Source organism: Gordonia sp. PS3 (assembly GCF_041950545.1).
In the GTDB taxonomy this organism is placed as follows: domain Bacteria; phylum Actinomycetota; class Actinomycetes; order Mycobacteriales; family Mycobacteriaceae; genus Gordonia; species Gordonia sihwensis.
The window spans coordinates 850,347-870,538 of the sequence record NZ_CP169524.1; the positions used below are offsets into that span (position 1 = coordinate 850,347).

The 20,192-nt window shown below is 69.6% G+C and carries 28 protein-coding genes; 18 read left to right on the plus strand and 10 right to left on the minus strand.

Annotation, left to right across the window (positions count from 1 at the left end; genetic code table 11):
- Positions 1-48: 48 nt before the first annotated feature.
- Both ACE11G_RS03760 and ACE11G_RS03765 read right to left on the minus strand, forming a co-directional pair.
- Positions 49-927: a glycosyltransferase family 2 protein gene (locus ACE11G_RS03760; RefSeq protein WP_062365893.1), complete on the minus strand. Its 879-nt coding sequence runs from the start codon at positions 925-927 to the stop codon at positions 49-51.
- 211 nt (positions 928-1,138) lie between these two features.
- Entirely contained in the window at positions 1,139-1,462 is a 324-nt protein-coding gene (locus ACE11G_RS03765) for a hypothetical protein (RefSeq protein ID WP_006895632.1), read from the minus strand.
- Between the two features lie 357 nt (positions 1,463-1,819).
- Between ACE11G_RS03765 and ACE11G_RS03770 the strand changes: the two genes are divergently transcribed.
- The 5 genes from ACE11G_RS03770 (at position 1,820) to ACE11G_RS03790 (ending at position 6,635) form a co-directional block, all read left to right on the plus strand.
- On the plus strand, positions 1,820-2,044 hold the full coding sequence (locus tag ACE11G_RS03770; protein ID WP_006895631.1) for an MbtH family protein: 225 nt from the start codon (positions 1,820-1,822) through the stop codon (positions 2,042-2,044).
- 67 nt (positions 2,045-2,111) lie between these two features.
- Positions 2,112-3,311: a sensor histidine kinase gene (locus ACE11G_RS03775; protein ID WP_045540000.1), complete on the plus strand. Its 1,200-nt coding sequence runs from the start codon at positions 2,112-2,114 to the stop codon at positions 3,309-3,311.
- Positions 3,312-3,352: 41 nt separating this feature from the next.
- The gene (locus tag ACE11G_RS03780) at positions 3,353-4,366 is read left to right on the plus strand and encodes a hypothetical protein (protein ID WP_308128707.1); all 1,014 of its coding nucleotides are present in this window, start codon (positions 3,353-3,355) and stop codon (positions 4,364-4,366) included.
- Positions 4,363-5,523, plus strand: coding sequence for an ATP-binding protein (locus ACE11G_RS03785; RefSeq protein ID WP_375003735.1), 1,161 nt, complete (start codon positions 4,363-4,365; stop codon positions 5,521-5,523). The genes ACE11G_RS03780 and ACE11G_RS03785 overlap by 4 nt, the downstream gene beginning before the upstream one ends.
- Positions 5,508-6,635 (plus strand): hypothetical protein, encoded by a 1,128-nt coding sequence (locus tag ACE11G_RS03790; RefSeq protein WP_375003737.1) that lies wholly within the window; start codon positions 5,508-5,510, stop codon positions 6,633-6,635. Before ACE11G_RS03785 ends, ACE11G_RS03790 begins: the two co-directional genes overlap by 16 nt.
- Before the next feature lie 39 nt (positions 6,636-6,674).
- Here ACE11G_RS03790 and ACE11G_RS03795 read toward each other — a convergent pair whose 3' ends face one another.
- Together ACE11G_RS03795 and ACE11G_RS03800 are read right to left on the minus strand one after the other, a co-directional pair.
- Positions 6,675-7,184 (minus strand): hypothetical protein, encoded by a 510-nt coding sequence (locus ACE11G_RS03795; protein ID WP_006895626.1) that lies wholly within the window; start codon positions 7,182-7,184, stop codon positions 6,675-6,677.
- A 57-nt stretch (positions 7,185-7,241) separates the two neighbouring features.
- Positions 7,242-8,000: an acetoacetate decarboxylase family protein gene (locus tag ACE11G_RS03800; protein WP_278124784.1), complete on the minus strand. Its 759-nt coding sequence runs from the start codon at positions 7,998-8,000 to the stop codon at positions 7,242-7,244.
- A gap of 170 nt (positions 8,001-8,170) precedes the next feature.
- Here ACE11G_RS03800 and ACE11G_RS03805 point away from each other — a divergent pair, with 170 nt between their 5' ends.
- From ACE11G_RS03805 to ACE11G_RS03845, 9 genes are all read left to right on the plus strand, one after another.
- Positions 8,171-8,863, plus strand: coding sequence for a response regulator (locus tag ACE11G_RS03805; protein ID WP_375003740.1), 693 nt, complete (start codon positions 8,171-8,173; stop codon positions 8,861-8,863).
- A gap of 227 nt (positions 8,864-9,090) precedes the next feature.
- On the plus strand, positions 9,091-9,375 hold the full coding sequence (locus tag ACE11G_RS03810; RefSeq protein WP_085950743.1) for a LuxR C-terminal-related transcriptional regulator: 285 nt from the start codon (positions 9,091-9,093) through the stop codon (positions 9,373-9,375).
- 65 nt (positions 9,376-9,440) lie between these two features.
- Positions 9,441-10,619 (plus strand): ATP-binding protein, encoded by a 1,179-nt coding sequence (locus ACE11G_RS03815; protein WP_375003742.1) that lies wholly within the window; start codon positions 9,441-9,443, stop codon positions 10,617-10,619.
- On the plus strand, positions 10,616-11,704 hold the full coding sequence (locus ACE11G_RS03820) for a hypothetical protein (RefSeq protein ID WP_222111233.1): 1,089 nt from the start codon (positions 10,616-10,618) through the stop codon (positions 11,702-11,704). The genes ACE11G_RS03815 and ACE11G_RS03820 overlap by 4 nt, the downstream gene beginning before the upstream one ends.
- Positions 11,705-11,947: 243 nt before the next feature.
- Positions 11,948-12,316, plus strand: coding sequence for a 50S ribosomal protein L14 (rplN, locus tag ACE11G_RS03825; RefSeq protein ID WP_006895620.1), 369 nt, complete (start codon positions 11,948-11,950; stop codon positions 12,314-12,316).
- A 3-nt stretch (positions 12,317-12,319) separates the two neighbouring features.
- A complete protein-coding gene (gene rplX / locus ACE11G_RS03830; protein WP_006895619.1) occupies positions 12,320-12,637 on the plus strand; it encodes a 50S ribosomal protein L24 in 318 nt (105 codons plus the stop codon).
- Position 12,638: 1 nt separating this feature from the next.
- Positions 12,639-13,217 (plus strand): 50S ribosomal protein L5, encoded by a 579-nt coding sequence (gene rplE, locus ACE11G_RS03835; protein ID WP_006895618.1) that lies wholly within the window; start codon positions 12,639-12,641, stop codon positions 13,215-13,217.
- 16 nt (positions 13,218-13,233) lie between these two features.
- Positions 13,234-13,419 carry a type Z 30S ribosomal protein S14 gene (locus ACE11G_RS03840; protein ID WP_006895617.1) on the plus strand — a complete coding sequence of 62 codons (186 nt, stop codon included), beginning with the start codon at positions 13,234-13,236 and terminating at the stop codon, positions 13,417-13,419.
- 125 nt (positions 13,420-13,544) lie between these two features.
- Positions 13,545-14,198 (plus strand): DUF6629 family protein, encoded by a 654-nt coding sequence (locus ACE11G_RS03845; RefSeq protein WP_045537140.1) that lies wholly within the window; start codon positions 13,545-13,547, stop codon positions 14,196-14,198.
- Positions 14,199-14,367: 169 nt separating this feature from the next.
- Here the strand turns inward: ACE11G_RS03845 and ACE11G_RS03850 are convergent, their stop codons facing one another.
- The gene (locus ACE11G_RS03850; RefSeq protein WP_006895614.1) at positions 14,368-14,607 is read right to left on the minus strand and encodes a hypothetical protein; all 240 of its coding nucleotides are present in this window, start codon (positions 14,605-14,607) and stop codon (positions 14,368-14,370) included.
- A gap of 161 nt (positions 14,608-14,768) precedes the next feature.
- Between ACE11G_RS03850 and ACE11G_RS03855 the strand changes: the two genes are divergently transcribed.
- The 4 genes from ACE11G_RS03855 to moaA all read left to right on the plus strand — a co-directional run bounded on the left by ACE11G_RS03855 (position 14,769) and on the right by moaA (position 17,417).
- Positions 14,769-15,446 (plus strand): trimeric intracellular cation channel family protein, encoded by a 678-nt coding sequence (locus tag ACE11G_RS03855; protein WP_006895613.1) that lies wholly within the window; start codon positions 14,769-14,771, stop codon positions 15,444-15,446.
- 62 nt (positions 15,447-15,508) lie between these two features.
- Positions 15,509-15,994 carry a molybdenum cofactor biosynthesis protein B gene (locus ACE11G_RS03860; RefSeq protein ID WP_039867092.1) on the plus strand — a complete coding sequence of 162 codons (486 nt, stop codon included), beginning with the start codon at positions 15,509-15,511 and terminating at the stop codon, positions 15,992-15,994.
- A complete protein-coding gene (locus ACE11G_RS03865; protein ID WP_045537144.1) occupies positions 15,991-16,419 on the plus strand; it encodes a molybdenum cofactor biosynthesis protein MoaE in 429 nt (142 codons plus the stop codon). Before ACE11G_RS03860 ends, ACE11G_RS03865 begins: the two co-directional genes overlap by 4 nt.
- Entirely contained in the window at positions 16,416-17,417 is a 1,002-nt protein-coding gene (gene moaA / locus ACE11G_RS03870) for a GTP 3',8-cyclase MoaA (RefSeq protein WP_375003747.1), read from the plus strand. The genes ACE11G_RS03865 and moaA overlap by 4 nt, the downstream gene beginning before the upstream one ends.
- Before the next feature lie 16 nt (positions 17,418-17,433).
- Here moaA and ACE11G_RS03875 read toward each other — a convergent pair whose 3' ends face one another.
- The 5 genes from ACE11G_RS03875 to glp are packed head-to-tail and all read right to left on the minus strand — an operon-like array spanning position 17,434 to position 20,189.
- Positions 17,434-17,670: a MoaD/ThiS family protein gene (locus ACE11G_RS03875; RefSeq protein ID WP_006895609.1), complete on the minus strand. Its 237-nt coding sequence runs from the start codon at positions 17,668-17,670 to the stop codon at positions 17,434-17,436.
- On the minus strand, positions 17,667-17,912 hold the full coding sequence (locus tag ACE11G_RS03880; protein ID WP_082083889.1) for a DUF6457 domain-containing protein: 246 nt from the start codon (positions 17,910-17,912) through the stop codon (positions 17,667-17,669). The genes ACE11G_RS03875 and ACE11G_RS03880 overlap by 4 nt, the downstream gene beginning before the upstream one ends.
- Positions 17,909-18,496: a molybdenum cofactor guanylyltransferase gene (locus ACE11G_RS03885; RefSeq protein WP_045537148.1), complete on the minus strand. Its 588-nt coding sequence runs from the start codon at positions 18,494-18,496 to the stop codon at positions 17,909-17,911. The genes ACE11G_RS03880 and ACE11G_RS03885 overlap by 4 nt, the downstream gene beginning before the upstream one ends.
- A complete protein-coding gene (moaC, locus tag ACE11G_RS03890) occupies positions 18,493-18,966 on the minus strand; it encodes a cyclic pyranopterin monophosphate synthase MoaC (RefSeq protein ID WP_006895606.1) in 474 nt (157 codons plus the stop codon). The genes ACE11G_RS03885 and moaC overlap by 4 nt, the downstream gene beginning before the upstream one ends.
- On the minus strand, positions 18,963-20,189 hold the full coding sequence (gene glp, locus ACE11G_RS03895; protein ID WP_375003750.1) for a gephyrin-like molybdotransferase Glp: 1,227 nt from the start codon (positions 20,187-20,189) through the stop codon (positions 18,963-18,965). Before glp ends, moaC begins: the two co-directional genes overlap by 4 nt.
- Positions 20,190-20,192: the final 3 nt, after the last annotated feature.

Below are 20,192 nucleotides of genomic sequence, written 5' to 3' on the forward strand. Positions count from 1 at the left end.
CGAGTCCGCCGGGGATCGTGACCCGATCCCCGGCGGCGCCGCTCGGATTCAGACGCGGGCGGTGTCGCTCGGGTCGTCGCTTCGGAAGATCCGGCGGAACGACATCGTCCCGGTCTTCGCGTCGTACGCGCGGGTCGGCAGCCAGGTGAACAGGTGCAGGACCCGGTTGTTCAGCACCTGCAGGCGGCTCTTGCGGGCTTCGCCGTGCAGCCCGTGGATGCGGTAGGTCTCCGGCAACTGCCGCATGTACCGGCCGTAGGAGCGCGGGCTGCTGCGGAAACGGCGTGCCGAGCTGTCGGCGGCCATGCCGACGATGAAGGCGATCCGGTAGCCGGCCTCCCGGCAGCACAGCGACAGATCCAAGTCCTCGTACACGTCCGGGCGGTCGGAGACGGCGTCCCGGATCGTGGGCCACACCGCGGTGCGCAGAACGCTGTTGCCGCCGGTGGCCATGTGCAGACCGACGATTCCGCGCGGGTCGTCGGACTTGGCCCGCACCCGCGCGATGAGCCGCTGATTCGACTTCTCGAAGGTCTTCTTGAACGGAGAGTCGAACGGGGTGAGGGGGCCGGTGGCGAGCACCACGTCGTCGGGCATGTCGGCGAAGAACTCCCGGATGGAGCGGGCCCAGCCGGGGTGCGGAACCGTGTCGGCGTCCAGGCGCGCCGTCAGTTCACTCGTCGAGGCCTCGAATCCGGCGTTGCGCGCGAATATCAGTCCGGGGCGGGTCTCGCTGACCAGACGGATCCGCGGCTCCCGCGCGCTGCACTCGCTGACGATCTCGGCGGTGCGGTCGGTCGAACCGTTGTCGACCACGATGATCTCGTTGAGGTCCTCGATCTGTTCGCAGAGACGGGTCAGCGTCTGCGCGATCGAATCCTCCTCGTTGAGCGCCGGAACCATGACGGAGAGAGTTGGGTGAGTCACAAAGCCGAACCCTACCGCCCAATGCGGACAGTTCGGAGTTTGTCGGCGGACAGATCTGGGTGTGTCGGCGTTTCAGATGAATCTGCGATCAGATCCGTCGAATCGGACACGCTACCCGCCCCAAGTCGTGTGTGATCTATATCGCAGACTCAACACTCGCGATGTGGATCGGAAGCTGTAACAGAATGATCGGGGTCGGCCGATAGTCCGTTCAGCTGACAGATTGAAGGCGCCGCTCTTCAACGCCCGTGCCGTGGTACGCGTTGAGCCAGCGGATGGCCGAAGAGACGATGCGAAGGTCCTCATGGGGCCCGACGGTGCGGAGGCGATAGGGGAGAAGGTTCATGAGCGCGGCGAACAGCGCGGCGTTCGCCGAGTGGTCGGAGTAACCGCCGGCCTCGAGGCGGCAAGCGATCTCGTCCGCGAGTTCGGCATAGGTGACCGGCTTGCCCGCGAGGCGGACGGCGACGAGCCGCGGCATCGTGATGCTGCGGTCTTCGATGCGTTCGAGCAGATCGCTACTCATGGTGATCACCTGTACTTCTCTAGCTGCCGCTGTGGTCGTGCGTTTGAATGAGTATGTCCTGCTGACAACGGTCCGCGATAGGGGTTAGTTCCCAGAACTGCTCGCGATCGGTCCGAACGTATGTGCAGGCGGTCCGGTTTGCCGCTGTTTTTGCAGGTGAGCGCGGTGCTGCGGGGCCTCTGTGGCCAAAGTTGCAATTGTTTAACAAAGCACATCGCAGCGCGCGCCCGGCATGTTTTTGCGGAATCGGCCGCCGGGCTGCGATTATCGTCAGGTGTGACCGGTTGACTGGCCGGAGGATGAGGCCCGCCGGGCTCTGCTGTGTGGGCCGCCGCACCGGACTGCGGCGGCCGGAAGGAATGAGTGATGACCAACCCGTTCGACGATGAAGACGGCCGGTTCTACGTTCTGGTGAACGCGGAGAACCAGCATTCGCTGTGGCCGACGTTCGCGGACATCCCGGCCGGCTGGACCAAGGTGTTCGGCGAGGACAGTCGAGAAGCGTGCCTGGAGTACGTGGAGAAGAACTGGACCGACTTGCGCCCGCAGAGTCTGATCGACGCGATGGAAGCAGACCAGAAGAACGCCTGACCGGCCCGTTCGGGCGACGTTTCACGCTTGGGGAAACCGCGGTCTCGCCGGGTCGGGAGAGGGAGCGATGCCGGCTAGTCGATCGGTGCCGTCGGTGTCGGCGCGGATGCAGGCGACCGGCACCACCGTATTCGGCTTCACCTATCTCGGTATCTTCTTCCTCGCGCCCGGCGATCTCGACCGCTACTTCGCGCTCACCGGCCACTGGTGGCGGTGGCTGGGCATCGCCGTCGTCCTGGCTTCCGCGCTCGCCGTCGTCGCCGTCGGGGTCACCCGCCGGATCGATCGGCTCGAACCGGTGGCCGTCGGCTGTGCCCTCGCCTTCCTCGCGCTGATCGCCGCCTGGTTCGCCGGGTGGGACGGGCACGTGGGCCAGGTTCCGGCGAACGGGTTCGATCACGGCATCGTCTTCATCCCCCAGATCGCGAGCTGCCTGCTGGTGTTGTGCGGCAGGCTCGGCTTCGCGGTCGCGAACCTCGTGGTCGCCGGCGGGCTCAGCCTTCTCGTCGCCTCGATCGCCTCGGGAGGCGTGGCCTGGGTGGACCTCGCCGCGGGACTGTGGGTTCTGGCCCTCGCCGGAATCTATCTGGGCATCTGCTGGGCGGTGATGAGCGCAGCGCACCGGTTCGACGAACAGCGGCAGGAGGCGGCCGCGCGAGCCGTGGCACTGCTGCGGAGCAACGTCCGCGACGCCGAACGGCGCCGGATCGACGCGATGGTGCACGACCGCCTCATCGCGCTCCTGACGGCTCTGCGACCCGGGCCGCTGTCCGTGGGCTTTCGGCAGAACATCTCGGGTGTGCTCGACGAACTCGCGAACTGGTCGACCGAGGTGGAGCCGGGCGCGGAGCGGATCCGGGCGACCGAGTTCCTGCAGCGACTGCGTCTGTCCGTCGACGATCTCGGTTCCGGGGTCGAGGTGGAAGCCGTGGTCTCCGCTCCGCCGGGCACCGAGTTCCCGGCCGCGGCGGCCGACACCGTGATCGAAGCGGTCGGGGAAGCGGTACGCAACTTCCATCGGCACGCCGGCCCCGAGGCGTCCGGCGCCGTGCTCTGCGGCGTGGGGCCCGACCGGATCAGCGCGGTGGTCGTGGACGACGGAGTCGGATTCGACCCGGAGGCGATTCCTGCGCACCGCATCGGGGTGGCCCTCGGGATTCTGGAACGGATGCGCCAGCTCGACGGCGGCACCAGCCGGGTGGTCAGTGCTCCGGGCGCCGGAACCCGAGTGGAACTCGGCTGGGCCGATCCGGGCGCTGACCGGTGAGCGCCGCTGTGGAGCCCAGAAGAACGATCACCGAACCTGCGGTGCGTCGTGCACCGATGGTGGTGGTGTTGGCCGGATACCTCGTTGCGCTGGGCATTCTGATGGCGGTCCGCGGTGCGGTGGAACCGCGGGGCTTCGCGTACTGGGTCGGCGCCGGCTGCGGGCTGGCGCTCTACACCGCGGCTTTCGCGGTGACGCTCTCTCCGCCCCCGGGGCGATTCGGCCGTAGCCCGGCACTGGTGGCCATCGGTCTGACGCTGGTGGCGCAGGCGGTGGTGTGGGTGGCCGTCGCGGCCGACGGTGTCACCGACGCCCACGCATACCTGCCGATGTTCGTCACGGCCTTCGTGCTGGAGACACTGCTGGTGTTCCGCAGCCGGGCCGTGATCGCCTGGGTGGGTGCACTGAGCGGCATCGCCCTCGGTCTGGTGCTCGGCGCGGTCACCGGCGCGACCCACTGGTGGAGCACCGTCCAGACCACGACGGCGGTGCTCCTCGCCGCAGCCACGGCGGCCACGGCGATGCTGTCGCCGCTGTTCCGGGAACTCGACGCGCTGGCCGCCAGACACGAGCGCGCCTCCGACGAGGAGGGCGCGGGGAAGGCTGCGCTGCTGGCACGTGAGGAGCGGATCGCGCGGATCGACGGGAGGGTGCGTCCGCTGCTGGAGAACGTGCTCGACGCCGATCAGGTCACCGGAGCCGACGTCCGGACCGCACGGCTGATCGAGGCCCTCCTGCGCGATGGCATCCGAGCGCCGTCATTCGACACCTCCGAGGTCCGCAGGGCGGTGTGGCGCGCGAGAGACCGCGGCGTGTCGGTGACCCTGCTCGACGACGGCGGCCTGAGCGAGGTGACCGTCGACGAAGCCGCAGTGATCCTGGCGCAGGTCTCGACGGTCCTGTGCGCCGAACTCGACGCATTATCCGAAGGCGAGGTGGTGGCCCGCGTGGCGCCGCCCGGCCGCTGCCCGGTGGCATCGGTGACGGTGGCGCACGGCGGCACTCGGCGGCGGGTCGAGTTCAGCGGCGGACGCACCCGGGTGGTGGAGTCGTGAACGAACTCCGGATGCGGCGCGGCGCCGCGGTCTGCATGGCGATCACGTCGCTGTTCGTGCCGACCCTGATGCTCGCGTACTACGACCAGGTGGTGGTCCTGGTGGAGGCGTGGTGGCTCCCGGTCAGCATCTCGCTCGTCGGCGGATCGGCGATGGCCCTGCTCCTGGACGCGTCGTTCGGGAACGGGCGCCGCGTAGGTCCGCTCTCCCTGCTCCTCGGCGTCGCCAATGCGGCCGCCGTGGTGCTGTGGCTCGTCGCGTGGAAGGGCGGTGCGGCGCCGTCGACGTACGGGTCGCCGCCGATCTGGCCCGCCAACACCGTGGTCCTGCCCGCCGTGGTGATGGCGACGGTGTACCGGCCCCGGGTGACGGTGACGTATACGGCATTCGTGCTGATCCTGCTCGCGACCGCGCAGCAGTACGTGAAGCAGGGGCAACTCGGCACCATCGGCTATGCGAACTCGTTGCTGACCGCCACACTGGTCGGTGTGTTCCTCACGGTGGAGTACTCGATGATGCGTGCGCTGCGCGAGACCGATGCGCGCCGGGACCGAATCCTGGCGGCGAGTGCGAATGCCGCGAGTCGAGCCGCCCGGACGGCTGAGCGAGAGCGGCTCGACGCGGTGGTGCGCGACGGAGTGGTCGCGATGCTCAGACTGGTGTCGGAGAACCCGGCCGACGCCGAGACGAGGAGGGAGGCGGCCACGGCGCTCGCCGACCTCGACGGCCGTTCGGCCCCCTACCGGCCGCCCCTGCACGTCTCGGCTCGCGAGTCGGTCCTCCGGCTGCGAGAGGCGGTGAACGCGATCGGCGACGACACGATGATCGACCTCCGGGTCGACGATCCGGAGATCGAGTACCCGCACGTGCTCGTCGAGTCACTCGTCGACGCGGCCGCCGAAGCGGTCGCCAATGCGGTCACCCATGCCGGGCCGGGATCCTCGCACGCACTCGTCGGTGTCTTCGACGCACACCTCATCCGTCTCCGGATCGTCGACGACGGCGTCGGCTTCGATCCGGACCGCGTGCCGCCCGACCGTGCGGGCATCGAACTCGGAATCCTCCGCCGCATGCGCGAACAGCCCGGCGGCGGCGCCTGGATCGATTCCTCGGCGTCCGACGGAACGATAGTGTCGCTGGAATGGCGCAGGCCGTGACCGCGACGGTCCGCCGCGCCCCGCACCCGTCCGGCGACGCGCGGCCCGGCCGGGGACCGGAGACCATGGGGGAGATGCTCGGTCTCGGCCGCCCCGGACTGCGGGTGGCCGTGGGAGCGGTGATGGTCGCGTACGTGGTGGTGGAACTGTTCCTGCCACGGCTCGACCTCAGCTTCGCACAGCTCACTGCGATGGTCGTCGGATCGATCGGTCTGGCCGCATCGTTGTGTCTGGCGACCTGCGGTGTGGACGACCCGCTGTCGCGGCCGGCGGCGATCGTCGTGGTCTGTCTCGGCGCGGCCTCGGGCGCGGTGGTGTGGTGGTCGATTCCGGTGGGACCGGCCAACTGGGTGCGCCCCAGCGCGCCGATGATCGCGTACGCGGTCGCGATGTGTCTGCTGATCGTGCGCGGCCGGGCGAGGTGGGCGTGGTTGGGGTTCGTGCTGGTGATCGGACTGTCGTGGGTGGCGGTGGCGGCGTGGGGCTGGCGTCCGGGCACGGCGGTCCCGGTGGCGCTGCGCATGCTCGCGGCGATGGTGCCGGCCTCGCTGATGATGCTCTACGTCCGGCCGCTGCTGGCGTTCGCCCGCGTGCTCGACCGCCGCGAGGTCGCGGCCGTCCAAGCGAGCGCCGCGCACGAGGCGACGCTGATTCAGCGGCGCGCGCAGCTCGACGCCCTCAACGAGGAGGTCCGGCCCTTTCTGGAACGACTCTCAGTGGGTGACGGGTTCTCGCCCGGCGAGGTGATGCGGGCGCGACTGGTGGAGGCCGAGCTGAGGGATGAGGTCCGCGGCCGCGGCTGGATGTCGCAGCCGGTGCGGGACGCCGCGGCTGCGGCGCGGGAGCGCGGTGTCGATGTCCGGCTGTTCGACGACCGGCGGGTCGACGCGCGGGGCGGGGTCGCCGACGGCCCCCTCCACGCCGAACTCGTCGCGGTGCTCACCCGGGCGCGGCGGGGCGGGGTGACCGCCCGTCTGCTTCCCGCCGGCCGGGACGTGGTGGCGTCCATCGGCGAATCCGACGGCACCCGTACGCGGCGGCGCGTGTGCGCGGTCTCGACCGCCGGTGAACTGGCCTGGAGAGACGACACCGGCGGCGCACCCTCGGACTGAGGAGCGCCGCCGGTGCGGAGACTGAGTCGAGATCCCCGGTCAGTGCTTGGGCATCATCGAGGTCAGCGTGGTGACCGAGGCGCCGGCCAGCTTCCACTGTCCGTCCTGCTTCACCATCGCGAGCTGGATGTCGACCGGTGCCGGAGCGTGCGGCGACTTGACGGCGGTCACGGCCACCGCCTTGTTCTCACCGTCGGCCTTGACCGACTTCACGGTGTAGGCGTCGGGGGTGTAGCCGGCCGGACCGGAGGCCTTGGCGAAGGCGTTGAGCGCCTCGGCCGACCCGGGAGTCGAGGTGTCGACCACCTTGGAGAGGTCGTCGATCGAGGTGTTGCCGTCGACCGCGGTCCGGATGATCTCCTGTGCCTTGGCGTTGTCGAGGCCTTCGACACCGGCCATGGCGCTCGATTCGACGCTCGCCGACTGCGAAGCGGAGGCGGTGCTCGCGGTGTCGTCGTCGGAGTTCGAGCATGCCGCCAGCAGTGCGGTGGTGGCGGCGACGGCCGCGAGCGCGGCGGCGGGGCGACGGAGGTTTCGGATGGCGGTCATGGCTCTCCTAGTGGTCAGACGGGATTATTTAGGCAAGCCTAACAGCAGATGTCGCCGTCAGGGTGCCGGGGTGAGCACGGTCGCATCGTCGAAGGTCATCGACAGGTCGGCCACCGACGACGCCATCAGCGCGCGCCGGGACAGATCCAGGCGCCGCAGTTCGTCCGCGATCGGGTGGTCGCCCAGCGTCAGGCGCGCGCCACCCAGTCGGGTCCTGGTTCCCGAGGTGGAGGTCAGACGCCACGGGGTCCGGCGCGCGACGCCGTCGAGTTGCGAATACGCCTGCAGAACGGTGTCGCGCGCGCTGTCGGGAACCGGGACGCCGCGGCTCACGGTGAGGTCGGCGATGAGCCTGCCCTCCTGGCTGACGCGTCCGTGCTTCACCGCCGAGTCGTGGTCGACCTCGAAATCGGCGAGGATCTTCGGGAAGCCCCAGATCCCGCGGCCGGCCGCCAGAGTGAACTCGCCGTCCACCGGCAGATCGTGGATCAACGCATGAGCGTCGGCCGACGCCAGGGATCGCATCGCGGACAGCGTCGAGGCCTGCCGCCCGGGCGGCTGCATGAGGAAGCAGACGCCGAACTCGTTGTACGGCCCGAGGTCGCCGTCCCGGTAGTCGACGAAGACGAGCATGCACAGTGCTCGTCCGCGGCGCACCTGCAACGGTGCCAGGTCCAGGTCGCCGCGGCGGCGGACGGCGGCGCGCACGGCTTCGGTGTCGGCGGTGAACCCGGCGACGAAGCAGCGTGCCGACCGGATCCGTACGGGCATCTCGACGTCGACGCCCAGAACGTCGTGAACTCGCATGTCAGTCATCTGTCTCACGCTACGTCGTGAGTCTGGCGTTGCGGGTGAGTTCCCTGGTGAAGGAGATGGCGCATGTCACGGACTTTGGTCCCCCGAACGAAGGAACACCGAGATCTTGTCGGAGGCGTTCGATAGTTTGAAGACGTCCGAGATGTTCGTATCGGACAGGGGATGGGGAGATGACGAAGCACATGGACGACGACGGCGGTCCGCGGACGCCCGAGTCCGGGGTCGTTCGCGTCGGGATGGTCGACGACCACCAGTCGCCGGTATGGGGGATCGAAAGGATTCTGGAGCGTCAGGACGACCTCGAACTCGTCGGCTCCGCACCCACCGTGGCCGAGCTCCTGGACAAGGCGACGGATCTCGACGTCGTGATCCTCGACCTGCGTCTCAATGACGGAACCACCCCGCGGGAGAACGTCAGCACGCTCGCCGATCACGGCATCGTGACGGTCGTCTACACCTCCGGTGAGCATCCGGACCTGCTGCGCTCGGCTGCCCGCGCGGGGACGCTCGCGGTGGTTCTCAAGTCCGCCTCCGAGGAGGAGATCCTCGCCGCGATCCGCGCCGCGGCCGGCGGCGAGGAAGTGCTGACCACCGAGTGGGCGGCCGCCATCGACGGTGACCCGAACCTCGATGCCGTCGACCTGAGTCCGCAGCTGCAACGAGTGCTGACGCTGTATGCGTCCGGCGGGACGTCGGTCAGCGTCGGACAGGAGTTGGGTGTCACCCCGGACACGGTCAACGAGTACCTGAAGCGGATCCGGCAGAAGTACGCCGATGCGGGCCGTCCCACGCGCACCAAACTCGACCTGTTCAAACGTGCGGTCGAAGACGGCTGGCTCCCGATGCCGCTCCGGGACTCCTGAGGGGCCTTCTCCGCTGCTCACATGCCGTGCGTCACAGCGCGCGGAACGCCCGAAGATGTCCCTATTTCTGGGTCTACCGGGGCGGCGACGCCGTTCGTAACGTTGATTGTGAGCCTGGGCGATTCCTGTTCAGGTGCCAACCACAGCCGGTCGGGGATTTGACAGGAGGATCGCCTGTGAGCGTTGCCGAACTCGAGGTCGGAATCAACGATGGGCGGGTGCCCCGCATGACGGCGCCGGTGGTCGATGCAGCAGTACTGCCGCATCTGGTCGTCGCACCTCCGTCGCGACCCGCACTGTCGACACGTGAGGTCGAAGTGCTCCTCGCGTGGATGGCGGCGGAGTCGAAAGAGGACGCCGCGAACAAACTCTTCATCTCTCAGTCGACCGTGAGCACGCATATTTCGCGGATTCGTGCCAAGTACGCGGCCGTCGGCCGCCCGGCACCGACGAAAGCGCACCTTCTCGCTCGCGCATTGCAGGACGGGTATACGACACTAGAGGAGTGGTGACCCGGACTTTCATCAGAAGTCGCCGCCCGCTGTCCGGATCTCCGGACGGCGGGCGGCGACATTCGATGGGAACGGTTCTCGGCGGCGACCCTCAGCGTGACCGCGTCCGAACCTCCCTGGCCAGGTTCGTCGGCATCGGCTATCTCATCTACGCGGTGATCGCGCTGCCGCAGATGGCGTCTGAAGCCGATGGACGGCTGCCGCAGTGGTACCCGGTGGCCGCCGCCCTGCTCGCCTTCGGCCCGGGCTTCGCACTGTTGGCGGCCTCGCTGGTGAGAGCCTGGCATCGCGGCATCGCGGCCCTTGCACTCTCGTGCGCGATCGGCCTGTTCGCCGCGGCGGTGCTGTGGCTGGCGCTGTGCCGCGCCGAGACACAGAGCCCGGCGTTCTGGATCCTCGACTTCGCCGGCCTGGTGGGCATGGCAGCGGTCCTGGTGCGGCCGGTCCGCGAGGCGATCGCACTGCTGGCCGTCGCCAAGCTTCTGGGTGCGATGGTCGCGGTCTGGTACGTCACCGGCGCCGATGTGTGGTCGGCGGTGGAGGAGGCGCTCTTCGGGATCGTGTTCACGTCGGTGTGTGTTCTGTTGGCCCATCGGGTGCTGCGGCTCGGCGCGGAACTCGACGAGTCCCGATCGAAAGCCGAATCGGCAGTCGCTCAGGGAGTGGCAGAGGTGGAGGCGGCGCGGGTCGACGCCCTCATTCACGACTATGTGCTCTCGACCTTCGTGGCGGTGGCGGCCGACCGGGACGACCCACGAGTGGCCGACCAGGCCGCCGGTGCCCTCGAGGCGCTGGACCGGCTGGCCGATGAAGCGGGAACGCCCGACGACGTGGGCGCCAGGGAGGCGGTGGCCCGGCTGCGGGCGGTGATCGCTCGGATCGACGGCGATCTGCCGGTGACGGTCGAGATCGACGACCACGCGATCGCCTGTCCCGACACGGTGATCTCGGCGTTGGCCGAGGCAGCCGCCGAGGCCGTGCGTAACAGCGTCGTCCACGCCGGCGCCGCGGCTGCGACGGCGGTGTTCATCGGAATCGGGCCCGACCTGATCCAGATCGTGGTGACCGACGACGGGGTGGGCTTCGATCCCGAAGCGGTGTCTGCGGACCGCCTCGGGCTGGCGCTGAGCATCCGCCATCGCGTCGGCGTGCTCCGCGGTGGAGAGGCCGTCGTCGTCAGCAGGCCGGGACAGGGCTGCACTGTCCGTCTGCGCTGGTCACCGGCGGCGGTGAGCGTCGGATGACCGCGCCGGATCGGGTTGCGGCAGACCGCGCCGCCCAGCAGGGGAGTGCCGACGTCGCGACCGTGCTCGGTCTGCGGAGCCGGGGCGCGGCGCTGGTGGTGGCCTGTGCTTGGACGGCGTTCGCCGCACTCGGTCTGGCCAGCGGCGACGTGCGGGCGCCGGCCGCGTATGTCGGCGGGTTCGTGATCCTGGGCGCCGGCTGGGTCGCCGGACTGCGCTCGCCGTCCGACCCGATGCGGCCGTGGCACGCGGTCGCCGTGGCGGCGTCCGGCGTGGCCGCGTCCGGGCTGTCCGTCTGGGCGGCCGAGGTGAGCGACCGTGCGGCAGTCTTGTCACTCGGCGGCGCCGTGGCATTGACGTCGCTGGTCCTCGCGGTGCGCGGGCAGATCGCGATCGCTTGGGCGGGCGGACTCCTGGGCGTGCTCGCCACGGCCGTGGCGGCCCAGGCTCGCGACATCGACTTCGTGACGGCGGCGCAGATCGCGGTGCCCGGGAACATCGGGATACTGGCAGCGGCCACCTTCTTCGCGATGATCATCCGGCCACGCGTCCGGCAGATCAGTGCCATGCGCAGGCTGCGAGAACGGGGCCTGCGAGAACGGGGCCTGGGGGAACGGGGCGGGGCGGACGGGGAGCCCCTGGCGGTCCGCGGCGACCGCATCCGACAGCTGCAGGACCGGGTGCGGCCGCTGCTCGAGCGCATCGCCTCGGGTGAACCGCTGACCGACCGGGAAGTGGCGATGTGTCTGCTCGTGGAGGCCGGCTTGCGCGACCGCATCCGGGCTCCGGGGCTCGATGTCCCCGAACTGGCCGAGGCCGCGTGGCAGGCGCGAGCACGCGGCGTCCGCGTGCTGCTGCTGGACGACCGGAAGGCGGCGCCGGTCCTCGACAGCACCGTGCTGCACGACGTCCGGCAGGCCGCCGTCGGGGTGCTGACTGGGGCGCGCGCCGGCGCGCAGGTCACGGTGCGGCTCCTGCCCGAGCGGCGAGACCGGTACGCCACGATCGCCGTCGCCGAGGACGGTTCCGCCCGCAGGATCGACTTTCCACCGGAGCCCGCCGAAGGCGGACGGCCGGCGCGGTGAGCACTCGCAGGCGAGGTTTCCCCAGGTCCCGGCGCTGAACTGATTTGGCTGCAGCAGGGGGATCGGCCTACACTAGAGCGGTTGCCTGCGGCGTGTGCGCCGCGAGTCGAGCCGCGAACCCACTGCGGCGTCCTCCGGAATCCGGGGAACGCCCAGGCAGGCGCGGGTTTCGATGGTGACAGACCGTGTGCGTCGGGTCGGAAATCCGGCGGACATAAGTATCCAGGTCAAGGAGACTACGCAGTGATTCAGCAGGAATCGCGGCTGCGCGTGGCCGACAACACCGGTGCGAAGGAGATCCTCTGCATCCGTGTTCTCGGTGGATCGTCGCGGCGCTACGCCGGCGTGGGTGACGTCATCGTCGCCACCGTCAAGGACGCCATCCCCGGCGGAAACATCAAGAAGGGTGAGGTCGTCAAGGCCGTCATCGTGCGCACCGTCAAGGAGCGCCGTCGCCCGGACGGCTCGTACATCAAGTTCGATGAGAACGCGGCCGTCATCCTCAAGAACGAGAGCGACCCGCGCGGTACCCGCATCTTCGGCCCGGTCGGCCGCGAGCTGCGTGACAAGCGCTTCATGAAGATCGTTTCGCTCGCACCGGAGGTGATCTGACCCATGAAGATCCATAAGGGTGACACCGTCATCGTCATCGCGGGCAAGGACAAGGGCGCCAAGGGCAAGGTCATCGAGGCCTACCCGAAGCGCGAGCGCGTGCTCGTCGAGGGCGTCAACCGCATCAAGAAGCACACCAGCGCCTCGGCGAACGAGCGCGGTGCGGAATCCGGCGGCATCGTGACGCAGGAGGCTCCGATCCACGTCTCGAACGTGATGATCGTCGACGCCGACGGCAACCCGACCCGCGTCGGTTACCGCCGCGACGAGGAGACCGGCAAGAACGTCCGCATCTCCCGCAAGACCGGGAAGGACATCTGATATGACCACTTCTGAGAAGGTCCAGCCTCGCCTGAAGCTCAAGTACCGCGAGGAGATCAAGGGCAAGCTGAACGAAGAGTTCAACTACGCCAACGTCATGCAGATCCCCGGCGTCGTCAAGGTCGTCGTGAACATGGGTGTCGGCGACGCCGCCCGTGACGCCAAGCTGATCAACGGTGCCGTCGCCGACCTGGCGCTCATCACCGGTCAGGCTCCGGAGATCCGCCGCGCCCGCAAGTCCATCGCGCAGTTCAAGCTGCGTGAGGGCATGCCGATCGGTGCGCGCGTCACCCTCCGCGGCGACCGCATGTGGGAGTTCCTCGATCGCCTCGTGTCGATCGCCCTCCCGCGTATCCGCGACTTCCGCGGTCTGAGCGACCGCCAGTTCGACGGCAACGGCAACTACACCTTCGGCCTCAACGAGCAGTCGATGTTCCACGAGATCAACATCGACTCGATCGACCGGCCGCGTGGCATGGACATCACGGTCGTCACCTCGGCCACCACGGACGACGAAGGCCGTGCGCTGCTTCGCGCTCTGGGCTTCCCGTTCAAGAGCAACGACGCAGCCGCGAACTGAGATAGGGACAACTGAGATGGCAAAGAAGGCTCTGGTCAACAAGGCCAACAAGAAGCCCAAGTTCGCAGTCCGGGGTTACACCCGCTGCAACAAGTGCGGACGCCCGCACTCGGTGTACCGCAAGTTCGGCCTGTGCCGCGTCTGCTTCCGCGACATGGCGCACGCCGGCGAGCTGCCGGGTGTGCAGAAGTCCAGCTGGTGACTTCCCGCCGATAGGCATGTGACGAGGACCCGTCTCCTTCAAGGAGGCGGGTCCTCGTCCGTTCTGCGGCGCGGCCGAGGGTGAATGTCCGCTGCCGTGCCCGCGCGAGTGGCAGGATTCGACGCATGTGCTTCAGCGCGACTGCGAGTTTCGTGGGCGCCGGTGTGATCACCGCGGTGGGCGCCACCACCCTGTGCCTGGTCCGGGATGTGCGGCAGCTGCCCTTCGCGGCGCTGCCGTTGCTCTTCGGGGTGCATCAGGCGCTGGAGGGATGGACTTGGCTGGCGCTCGGCGACCGCAGCGAGGCGCTGCTCTCCGGCGCAGGCGTGCACATGTGGGTGATGTTCGCGTGGGCCGTGCTGCCTGCCTACATCCCGTGGGCCGTGTGGCTGATGGAATCGGAGCCACACCGGCGCCGGTTGCAGACGGTTCCGCTGGGAGTCGGCGCGGTGCTCGCGGTGTACATGCTGTATCTCGCGATCCAGCCCGGTATCAGCGTCGCGGTGGTCGACGGTAACCTCGACTACCGGCTCGGCGTCCCGTTCAGTGCTGCCTGGCTGGCCGTTCCCTATGTGTTCGCCACCTGCGTCGCGCCGATGTCGAGCTCGCACCGCTACGTCGTCGCGATGGGAGCGGGCAATCTCGTCGCGATGAGCGTCGCCGCGGTGATGAACGCCGCGGGATACGCCTCGATCTGGTGCACCTTCGCCGCATTCCTCAGCTTGATCGTGTTCGCACACTTCGCGGTGGAACAGCGGAACCGGAGGCTCGCCGCGTAGCGTCCAGACACCGATGGCCCCACCGTATTCGGCGAGGCCATCGGGTTCGGGACGGGATGCGGCGCATCCGTGGTTCGCAAGGGTCCGGCGGATGTCGGATGAGTCCGATCTCGCAGCCGGTCCGGTCAGGTGCACTGACAGCGTACGGCGCGTCGGCTCCGACCGCAGGCTAATGCGATTCGGACGGGGTGCGCTTGCGCCCGGCGAGCAGGTACACGGTGGGCAGGAGCCCCGCGGAGTTCACTCCGCCGAGCACCACGGTCCAGACCAGTTTCGGGCCGTTGACCTGGCTCTTGTCGCGTGACCGCAGATCGCGGATCGCCCAGACGCGCAGGCCCGCGTCGACCGCGGCCATCGAGATGATCCCCGCACGTGCGGCGGGTGAGAGTTCGGCCCACTTCTTCCTCATGTCTCCAGTCTGCCAGGCTCCGCGGACCCGCGGAGCCGGCGACGGGGATTCCGCTGCTCACCAGGCGCGGTGCCTGCGCTAGATTCACCTCGGGCTGATCGGGCCTCGGACGCCTCACGCGTCTGCCGCATGCAGGTCGAAGACGGACTCGGAGGTGGTCGATGTCGGTGTGGCTGTCCTCGAACCTCGACAACGCCGCGTCGCTGGTCCACCACGGCGGCGAACTGGCGGGGATCGTGGCCTTCGCGGCGTCCGGTGCGCTGCTGTCCGTGCGGCGCGACCTCGACGTCGTGGGCATCGTGCTGCTGGCCGCGGCGACCGCGCTCGGCGGAGGCATCATCCGCGACGTGATCATCGGGAAGACGCCTCCGACGGCCTTCACCGACCTGCGTCTGGTGGCAGTGGCCGTCGCGACCGCGCTCGTGATCTTCGTGTGGCACCCGCCGGCCCGGCTGACCCGATGGCCGCTGGAGGTGGCCGATGCGGTGGGTCTCGGCCTGTTCGCGGTCACCGGCACCGTGACCGCCTACGAGCACGGGCTCAGCGCGCCCAGCGCGGCGATGCTCGGTCTGACGACGGCGATCGGCGGCGGCATCATCCGGGACGTGCTCTCCGGATCGGTGCCCGCGGTGCTGCGGTCAAACGAGCATCTCTACGCGATTCCGTCGCTGGTCGGCGCGGCGGTGACGGCGCTGCTGCTGCACCTCGGCGTCTATCGGCCGTGGGTGGGGTTGCTGTGCGCGGCGCTGGTGACCGTGGTTCGTCTGGCGTCGCTGCGCTACGGCTGGCACGGTCCGCGCCCCTGGTACACCAAGACGGCGCGGCGGGACGATCGATGAGCACCGGAATGAAACGGCCGTGCGGTTCACGCCGCGGCATCGGACGTGGCACGCTCGAAGGTGTGGATTCCAAGCAGAAGCGCGCGACGGTGATCACCGTCTCCGACCGGTCGTTCGCCGGCGAACGCGAGGACGTCTCCGGTCCGCTGGCGGCCGATCTCCTCGGGGAGGCGGGCTGGAGCGCCGAGGTGATCGTCGTCCCCGACGATCGCGACGCGATCTCGAGTGTGATCGTCGAAGTGGTGGAGGCCGGTTCGGGTCTGGTCGTCACGACCGGCGGCACCGGCGTCTCGCCCCGCGATGTGACGCCCGAGGCCACGGCACCGCTGCTGACGCGTGAACTGCCCGGCGTGGCAGAGGAGATCCGGCGGGTCGGCATCGCGGCACTGCCGCACGCGATGCTCTCCAGGGGCGTCGCGGGCATGCGGCGCGGTTCCCTCGTGGTGAATCTGGCGGGGTCGACCGGCGCGGTGCGCGACGGTGTCCCCGTGATCGTGCAGATCGCCGAGCACGCCGTCGCTCAGGCCGCCGGAGGCGATCACCGATGATCGTCCTCGCCCGGATCAGTGACGTCGACCTCGACGTCGCGGCCCATGTGAACGCCGTAGCGGCACCGGATGCGGGCGCCACCGCGCTGTTCGTGGGGACGGTGCGCGACAACGATCCCGACGCGCGCGGGCAGGTAGTGGAACTGGAGTACAGCGCTCACCCCGACAGCGAGCGCATCCTGCGCGAGATCGCGGAGCGCGTCGACCGACCCGGAGTGCGGATCGCGGTCAGCCACCGGGTCGGCCGGCTGCCGGTCGGCGGCGTCGCGATCGTCGCAGCGGTCTCGTCGGTGCATCGCGGTGACGCCTTCGACCTCGATCGCGATCTGGTGGAGACGGTGAAGGCCGAACTGCCGATGTGGAAGAAGCAGATAGAGAGCGACGGCTCGCACACGTGGGTCGGCTTGGGCCGGGTCGCGACATGACCGGCCGCGAGCTCGTCGATCGATTCGGCCGCGTGCACCGAGATCTCCGGATCTCCCTGACCGACCGGTGCAACCTCCGGTGCACCTACTGCATGCCCGCCGAGGGCGTGCCGTGGATCCCGCGTCCCGAACTGCTGACCACCGACGAGATCATCCGTCTGGCGTCGGTCTTCGCGTCGCTGGGGATCGTCGAGGTACGGCTGACCGGGGGCGAGCCGCTGCTTCGACCCGACCTGGCGGACGTGGTGCACCGGCTCTCGCCGATCGAGGGCGCGGACGGACCGCTGCGCGTCTCCATCACCACCAACGGGATCGGACTGGACACGCGGGCTCGGGAACTGGCCGATGCGGGTCTGGAGAGGTTCAACATCAGCCTCGACACGCTGCGACCGGACCGGTTCGCGACGCTGACGCGCCGGGACCGGCTCGACGACGTGCTCCGCGGGATCGCCGCCGCACAGGCCACCGGCCTCACACCGCTCAAGATCAACACCGTCGCGATGCACGGCGTCAACGACGACGAGCTGACCGACCTCGTCCGTTTCGCGCGCGAGCACGGCGCTCAATTGCGATTCATCGAGCAGATGCCGCTCGATGCCGGGCACACCTGGTCCAGGGCGCAGATGGTCACCGGTGACGACATCCTCGCGGCCCTGTCGGCGGAGTTCGCCCTCAGCGCGTGCGACGACCGCGGCTCGAATCCGGCACAGCTGTACACGGTCGACGGCGGGCCCACCACCGTCGGGGTCATCGCCTCGGTGACCGCGCCGTTCTGCGGTTCATGCGACCGGGTGCGACTCACCGCCGACGGACAGCTCCGGAACTGCCTGTTCGCACGCGGTGAATCGGATCTGCGCGCGCTGCTGCGTTCCGGGGCACCGGACGAACGGATCGAGTCGGCCATCCGCGAGTCGGTGACCGCGAAGCTCGCCGGACACGGCATCGACGATCCCGGCTTCCTGCAACCCGACCGTCCGATGTCCGCGATCGGCGGGTGAGCCGGAGCCGGTGCCGTCAGCCGCCGGCGAAGGGCGGCAGGACGTCCACGGTGGCGTCGGCCGCCGCGACCGTCTCGTCGGTGGCGCGGACCCCGTCCACCAGGATCGAACAGCAGCTCAGCACTCGCTCGAACTCGGGGCCCAGTTCTCCGGACAGCCGAGCCTTCAAGTCGCCGACCGCCGCGGAACCGTCAGCGGTCTGCTCCGAACGGCCCGCGGCCTCCGCGGCTCCCGCGAAGTAACGGATGATCATTCGGCCGATCTCTTCTCCACCAGTTCGTGCACCCGTGCGGCCGCATCCTCTGCCGACATGCCGTTCGCGACGGCGAGGCCGATCAGATAGGTCGTGATGGGGCCGGCCGGGCGCAGGATCGAGTGAGCGACATCGCGGGTCACATCCAGCAGCAGCGCGGTGGGCACCTCGGCCTTATTCAGACCCAGGGCCGGGGCGAGTTCCTGCGCCCAGCGGTCCAGTCCGGGGGGATAGGCGGTCACGATTCGTCCTCCGTATCGACGGTTCGGGTGGTCAACCGATAATCGCGCACGTCGTCCCAGGTGTCGAGGTCGATCGCGGCGCCAGCTCGGTCGACCACCGTGCGCAGCGACAGCCCCGCGGTCAGCGCCCGCATCGACGCGTCGCGCGCACTGGTCAGCGCGGCGACCGCCCGGCGAAGCGACGCCGTCCGGTACCGTCCCGCCAGCCACTGGATCCGGCCGTCGGCGTCTTCCAGGACCACCGCGTCGTCCACGGCGGCGAGAGCGACGTCCCGGAGTTGCGCGACCACCGCCTCGGCTCGGGGCAGGTCGCAGGCGAGCAGCCACACCTCGGCGCTGTCGCCGACGGCCCCGAGTGCCGCGGCCAGTCCGGCCACCGGACCGCCGAACGGGGGATCCTCCCGGATCACCTGCACACCCGGCCGGCCCACGCTCTGCGGTCCGACCGCGATCACCGGGTCGGCGCCGGCGAGTGCGTCGTACACGGCGTCGATCAGCGTGCGCCCGCCGATGTCGATGCTCGCCTTGTCGGCACCGCCCATGCGGGCGGCACGACCTCCGGCGAGCACGATGGCCGCGGTCATCGCACCCAGTCGCCGCTCTTGCCGCCGGTCTTGCGCACCAGCCGGACGTTCTCGATCTCGACCGATTTGTCGAGGCCCTTCACCATGTCGACGAGCGCCAGCGCGGCGACGCTGACGGCGGTGAGCGCCTCCATCTCCACCCCCGTGCGATCGGCGGTGCGGACCGTCGCAGAGACGGTGACGCCGTCGTCGACGATCGCGAGGTCGACGGCCGCGCCGTGCACGCCGATCACATGGGCCAGCGGCAGCAGTTCCGGAGTGCGTTTGGCGGCCGAGATGCCCGCGATGCGCGCCACCGCCAGCACATCGCCCTTAGGGACCGCGCCGTCGCGGAGGGCGGCGACGATCTGCGGCGAGCACCGGACGAAGCCCTGCGCGGTCGCACTGCGGACCGTCGGATTCTTCTCGGTCACGTCGACCATGCGTGCCTGGCCCGCATCGTCCAGGTGAGTGAAGGGGCCGCCGCTCATGACAGCACCATCACGGTGACGGGATCTCCCTCGAATATCTCCACCACGTCCGCGGGCACGATCGCCAGCGCGGAGGCGTCGGCGAGCGAGGACACCAGGTGTGAGCCACTGCCGCCGCGGGAGGCCGGCCGGACGGTCTGTGCGTCGGCCACCGCGGGAAGGATCTGGACCCGGTCGGCGCGGCTGCGCCAGCCCGTCGCGGCTCGCCGGACCACGCGCGGCCGATCGAGGTCGGTGTGCCCGGCCATCTTCCGCAGGGCCGGCCGCACGAACATCTCGAACGACACCGCGACGCTGACCGGGTTGCCGGGCAGGCAGAACACCGGGATTCCCGTGCGTTCGGCGCTCGGGCCGCGCACTCCGAGCAGCCCGAAGCCCTGCGGTTTGCCGGGCTGCATCGCCACGGTGGTGAACTCGATGCCGCCCACCCCGTTCAGGACCGCTTTGACCACGTCGAACGCGCCGACGCTGGCGCCGCCGGTGAGGACGACCGCGTCCACGTCCGGATCGGCGAGAGTCCGCCGGAGGGCTTCCTCGTCGTCCTCGACAGTCGCCGTCCAGCCCACTTCGGCGCCCGCCTCCGCCACCGCGGCCGACAGCAGCACGGAGTTGGATTCCGGGATCTGCCCGCGGCGGGGCGTCTGCGAGGGTTCGACGAGTTCGGTTCCGGTCGAGATCACCGCGACCCGGGGCCGGCGGTAGGCCAGGACCCGGTCGTGTCCGGCCGACGCGATCGCCGACACCTGCCACGGGCCGAGAACCGTGCCCGCCGAAACGGCGACGGCGCCCGCCGGTGCGTCCTCGCCGGATCGCCGGATGTGGGCGTGCGGTTTCGGTTCCACCGTGACGGTCACGCTGTCCGGGGGCGTCGCCAGGATCTCGGTGCCGAGATCCGTGTGCTCCAGGGGGACGATCGCGTCGGCGTCGGTGGGAACCGGCGCGCCGGTCATGATCCGGACGGCCTCTCCGGCGCCGATCGGCGGGTCGTCCGGACTGCCCGCGGGAACGTCGGCGACCACCTTCAGCGTCGCGCCCACCGCTGCGTCGACGCGCCGGACGGCGTAACCGTCCATCGCGGAGTTGTCGAACAGCGGGACCGGCCACCGGTTGGTGACGTCCTCGGCGAGGACGAGCCCGGCCGCACTGTGAATGGAGAGGATGGTCGCGGGCAGGCGCGACACGGTTGTCTGAATCCGGGAGCGGTGCTCGTCGACGGTGATCACTCG

What these genes read in the sequence shown, in the direction of transcription:
- ACE11G_RS03810 (WP_085950743.1), top strand. Translation starts at nt 9,091, where the DNA reads ATGACGGCGCCGGTGGTCGATGCAGCAGTACTGCCGCATCTGGTCGTC.
- rplE (WP_006895618.1), top strand. Translation starts at nt 12,639, where the DNA reads ATGACCACTTCTGAGAAGGTCCAGCCTCGCCTGAAGCTCAAGTACCGC.
- ACE11G_RS03815 (WP_375003742.1), top strand. Translation starts at nt 9,441, where the DNA reads ATGGGAACGGTTCTCGGCGGCGACCCTCAGCGTGACCGCGTCCGAACC.
- ACE11G_RS03875 (WP_006895609.1), bottom strand. Translation starts at nt 17,670, where the DNA reads ATGATCATCCGTTACTTCGCGGGAGCCGCGGAGGCCGCGGGCCGTTCG.
- ACE11G_RS03790 (WP_375003737.1), top strand. Translation starts at nt 5,508, where the DNA reads ATGGCGCAGGCCGTGACCGCGACGGTCCGCCGCGCCCCGCACCCGTCC.
- ACE11G_RS03800 (WP_278124784.1), bottom strand. Translation starts at nt 8,000, where the DNA reads ATGACTGACATGCGAGTTCACGACGTTCTGGGCGTCGACGTCGAGATG.
- rplX (WP_006895619.1), top strand. Translation starts at nt 12,320, where the DNA reads ATGAAGATCCATAAGGGTGACACCGTCATCGTCATCGCGGGCAAGGAC.
- ACE11G_RS03885 (WP_045537148.1), bottom strand. Translation starts at nt 18,496, where the DNA reads ATGACCGCGGCCATCGTGCTCGCCGGAGGTCGTGCCGCCCGCATGGGC.
- ACE11G_RS03850 (WP_006895614.1), bottom strand. Translation starts at nt 14,607, where the DNA reads ATGAGGAAGAAGTGGGCCGAACTCTCACCCGCCGCACGTGCGGGGATC.
- ACE11G_RS03855 (WP_006895613.1), top strand. Translation starts at nt 14,769, where the DNA reads ATGTCGGTGTGGCTGTCCTCGAACCTCGACAACGCCGCGTCGCTGGTC.
- ACE11G_RS03805 (WP_375003740.1), top strand. Translation starts at nt 8,171, where the DNA reads ATGACGAAGCACATGGACGACGACGGCGGTCCGCGGACGCCCGAGTCC.
- ACE11G_RS03795 (WP_006895626.1), bottom strand. Translation starts at nt 7,184, where the DNA reads ATGACCGCCATCCGAAACCTCCGTCGCCCCGCCGCCGCGCTCGCGGCC.
- ACE11G_RS03770 (WP_006895631.1), top strand. Translation starts at nt 1,820, where the DNA reads ATGACCAACCCGTTCGACGATGAAGACGGCCGGTTCTACGTTCTGGTG.
- ACE11G_RS03845 (WP_045537140.1), top strand. Translation starts at nt 13,545, where the DNA reads ATGTGCTTCAGCGCGACTGCGAGTTTCGTGGGCGCCGGTGTGATCACC.
- moaC (WP_006895606.1), bottom strand. Translation starts at nt 18,966, where the DNA reads ATGAGCGGCGGCCCCTTCACTCACCTGGACGATGCGGGCCAGGCACGC.
- moaA (WP_375003747.1), top strand. Translation starts at nt 16,416, where the DNA reads ATGACCGGCCGCGAGCTCGTCGATCGATTCGGCCGCGTGCACCGAGAT.
- ACE11G_RS03865 (WP_045537144.1), top strand. Translation starts at nt 15,991, where the DNA reads ATGATCGTCCTCGCCCGGATCAGTGACGTCGACCTCGACGTCGCGGCC.
- ACE11G_RS03820 (WP_222111233.1), top strand. Translation starts at nt 10,616, where the DNA reads ATGACCGCGCCGGATCGGGTTGCGGCAGACCGCGCCGCCCAGCAGGGG.
- ACE11G_RS03840 (WP_006895617.1), top strand. Translation starts at nt 13,234, where the DNA reads ATGGCAAAGAAGGCTCTGGTCAACAAGGCCAACAAGAAGCCCAAGTTC.
- ACE11G_RS03775 (WP_045540000.1), top strand. Translation starts at nt 2,112, where the DNA reads ATGCCGGCTAGTCGATCGGTGCCGTCGGTGTCGGCGCGGATGCAGGCG.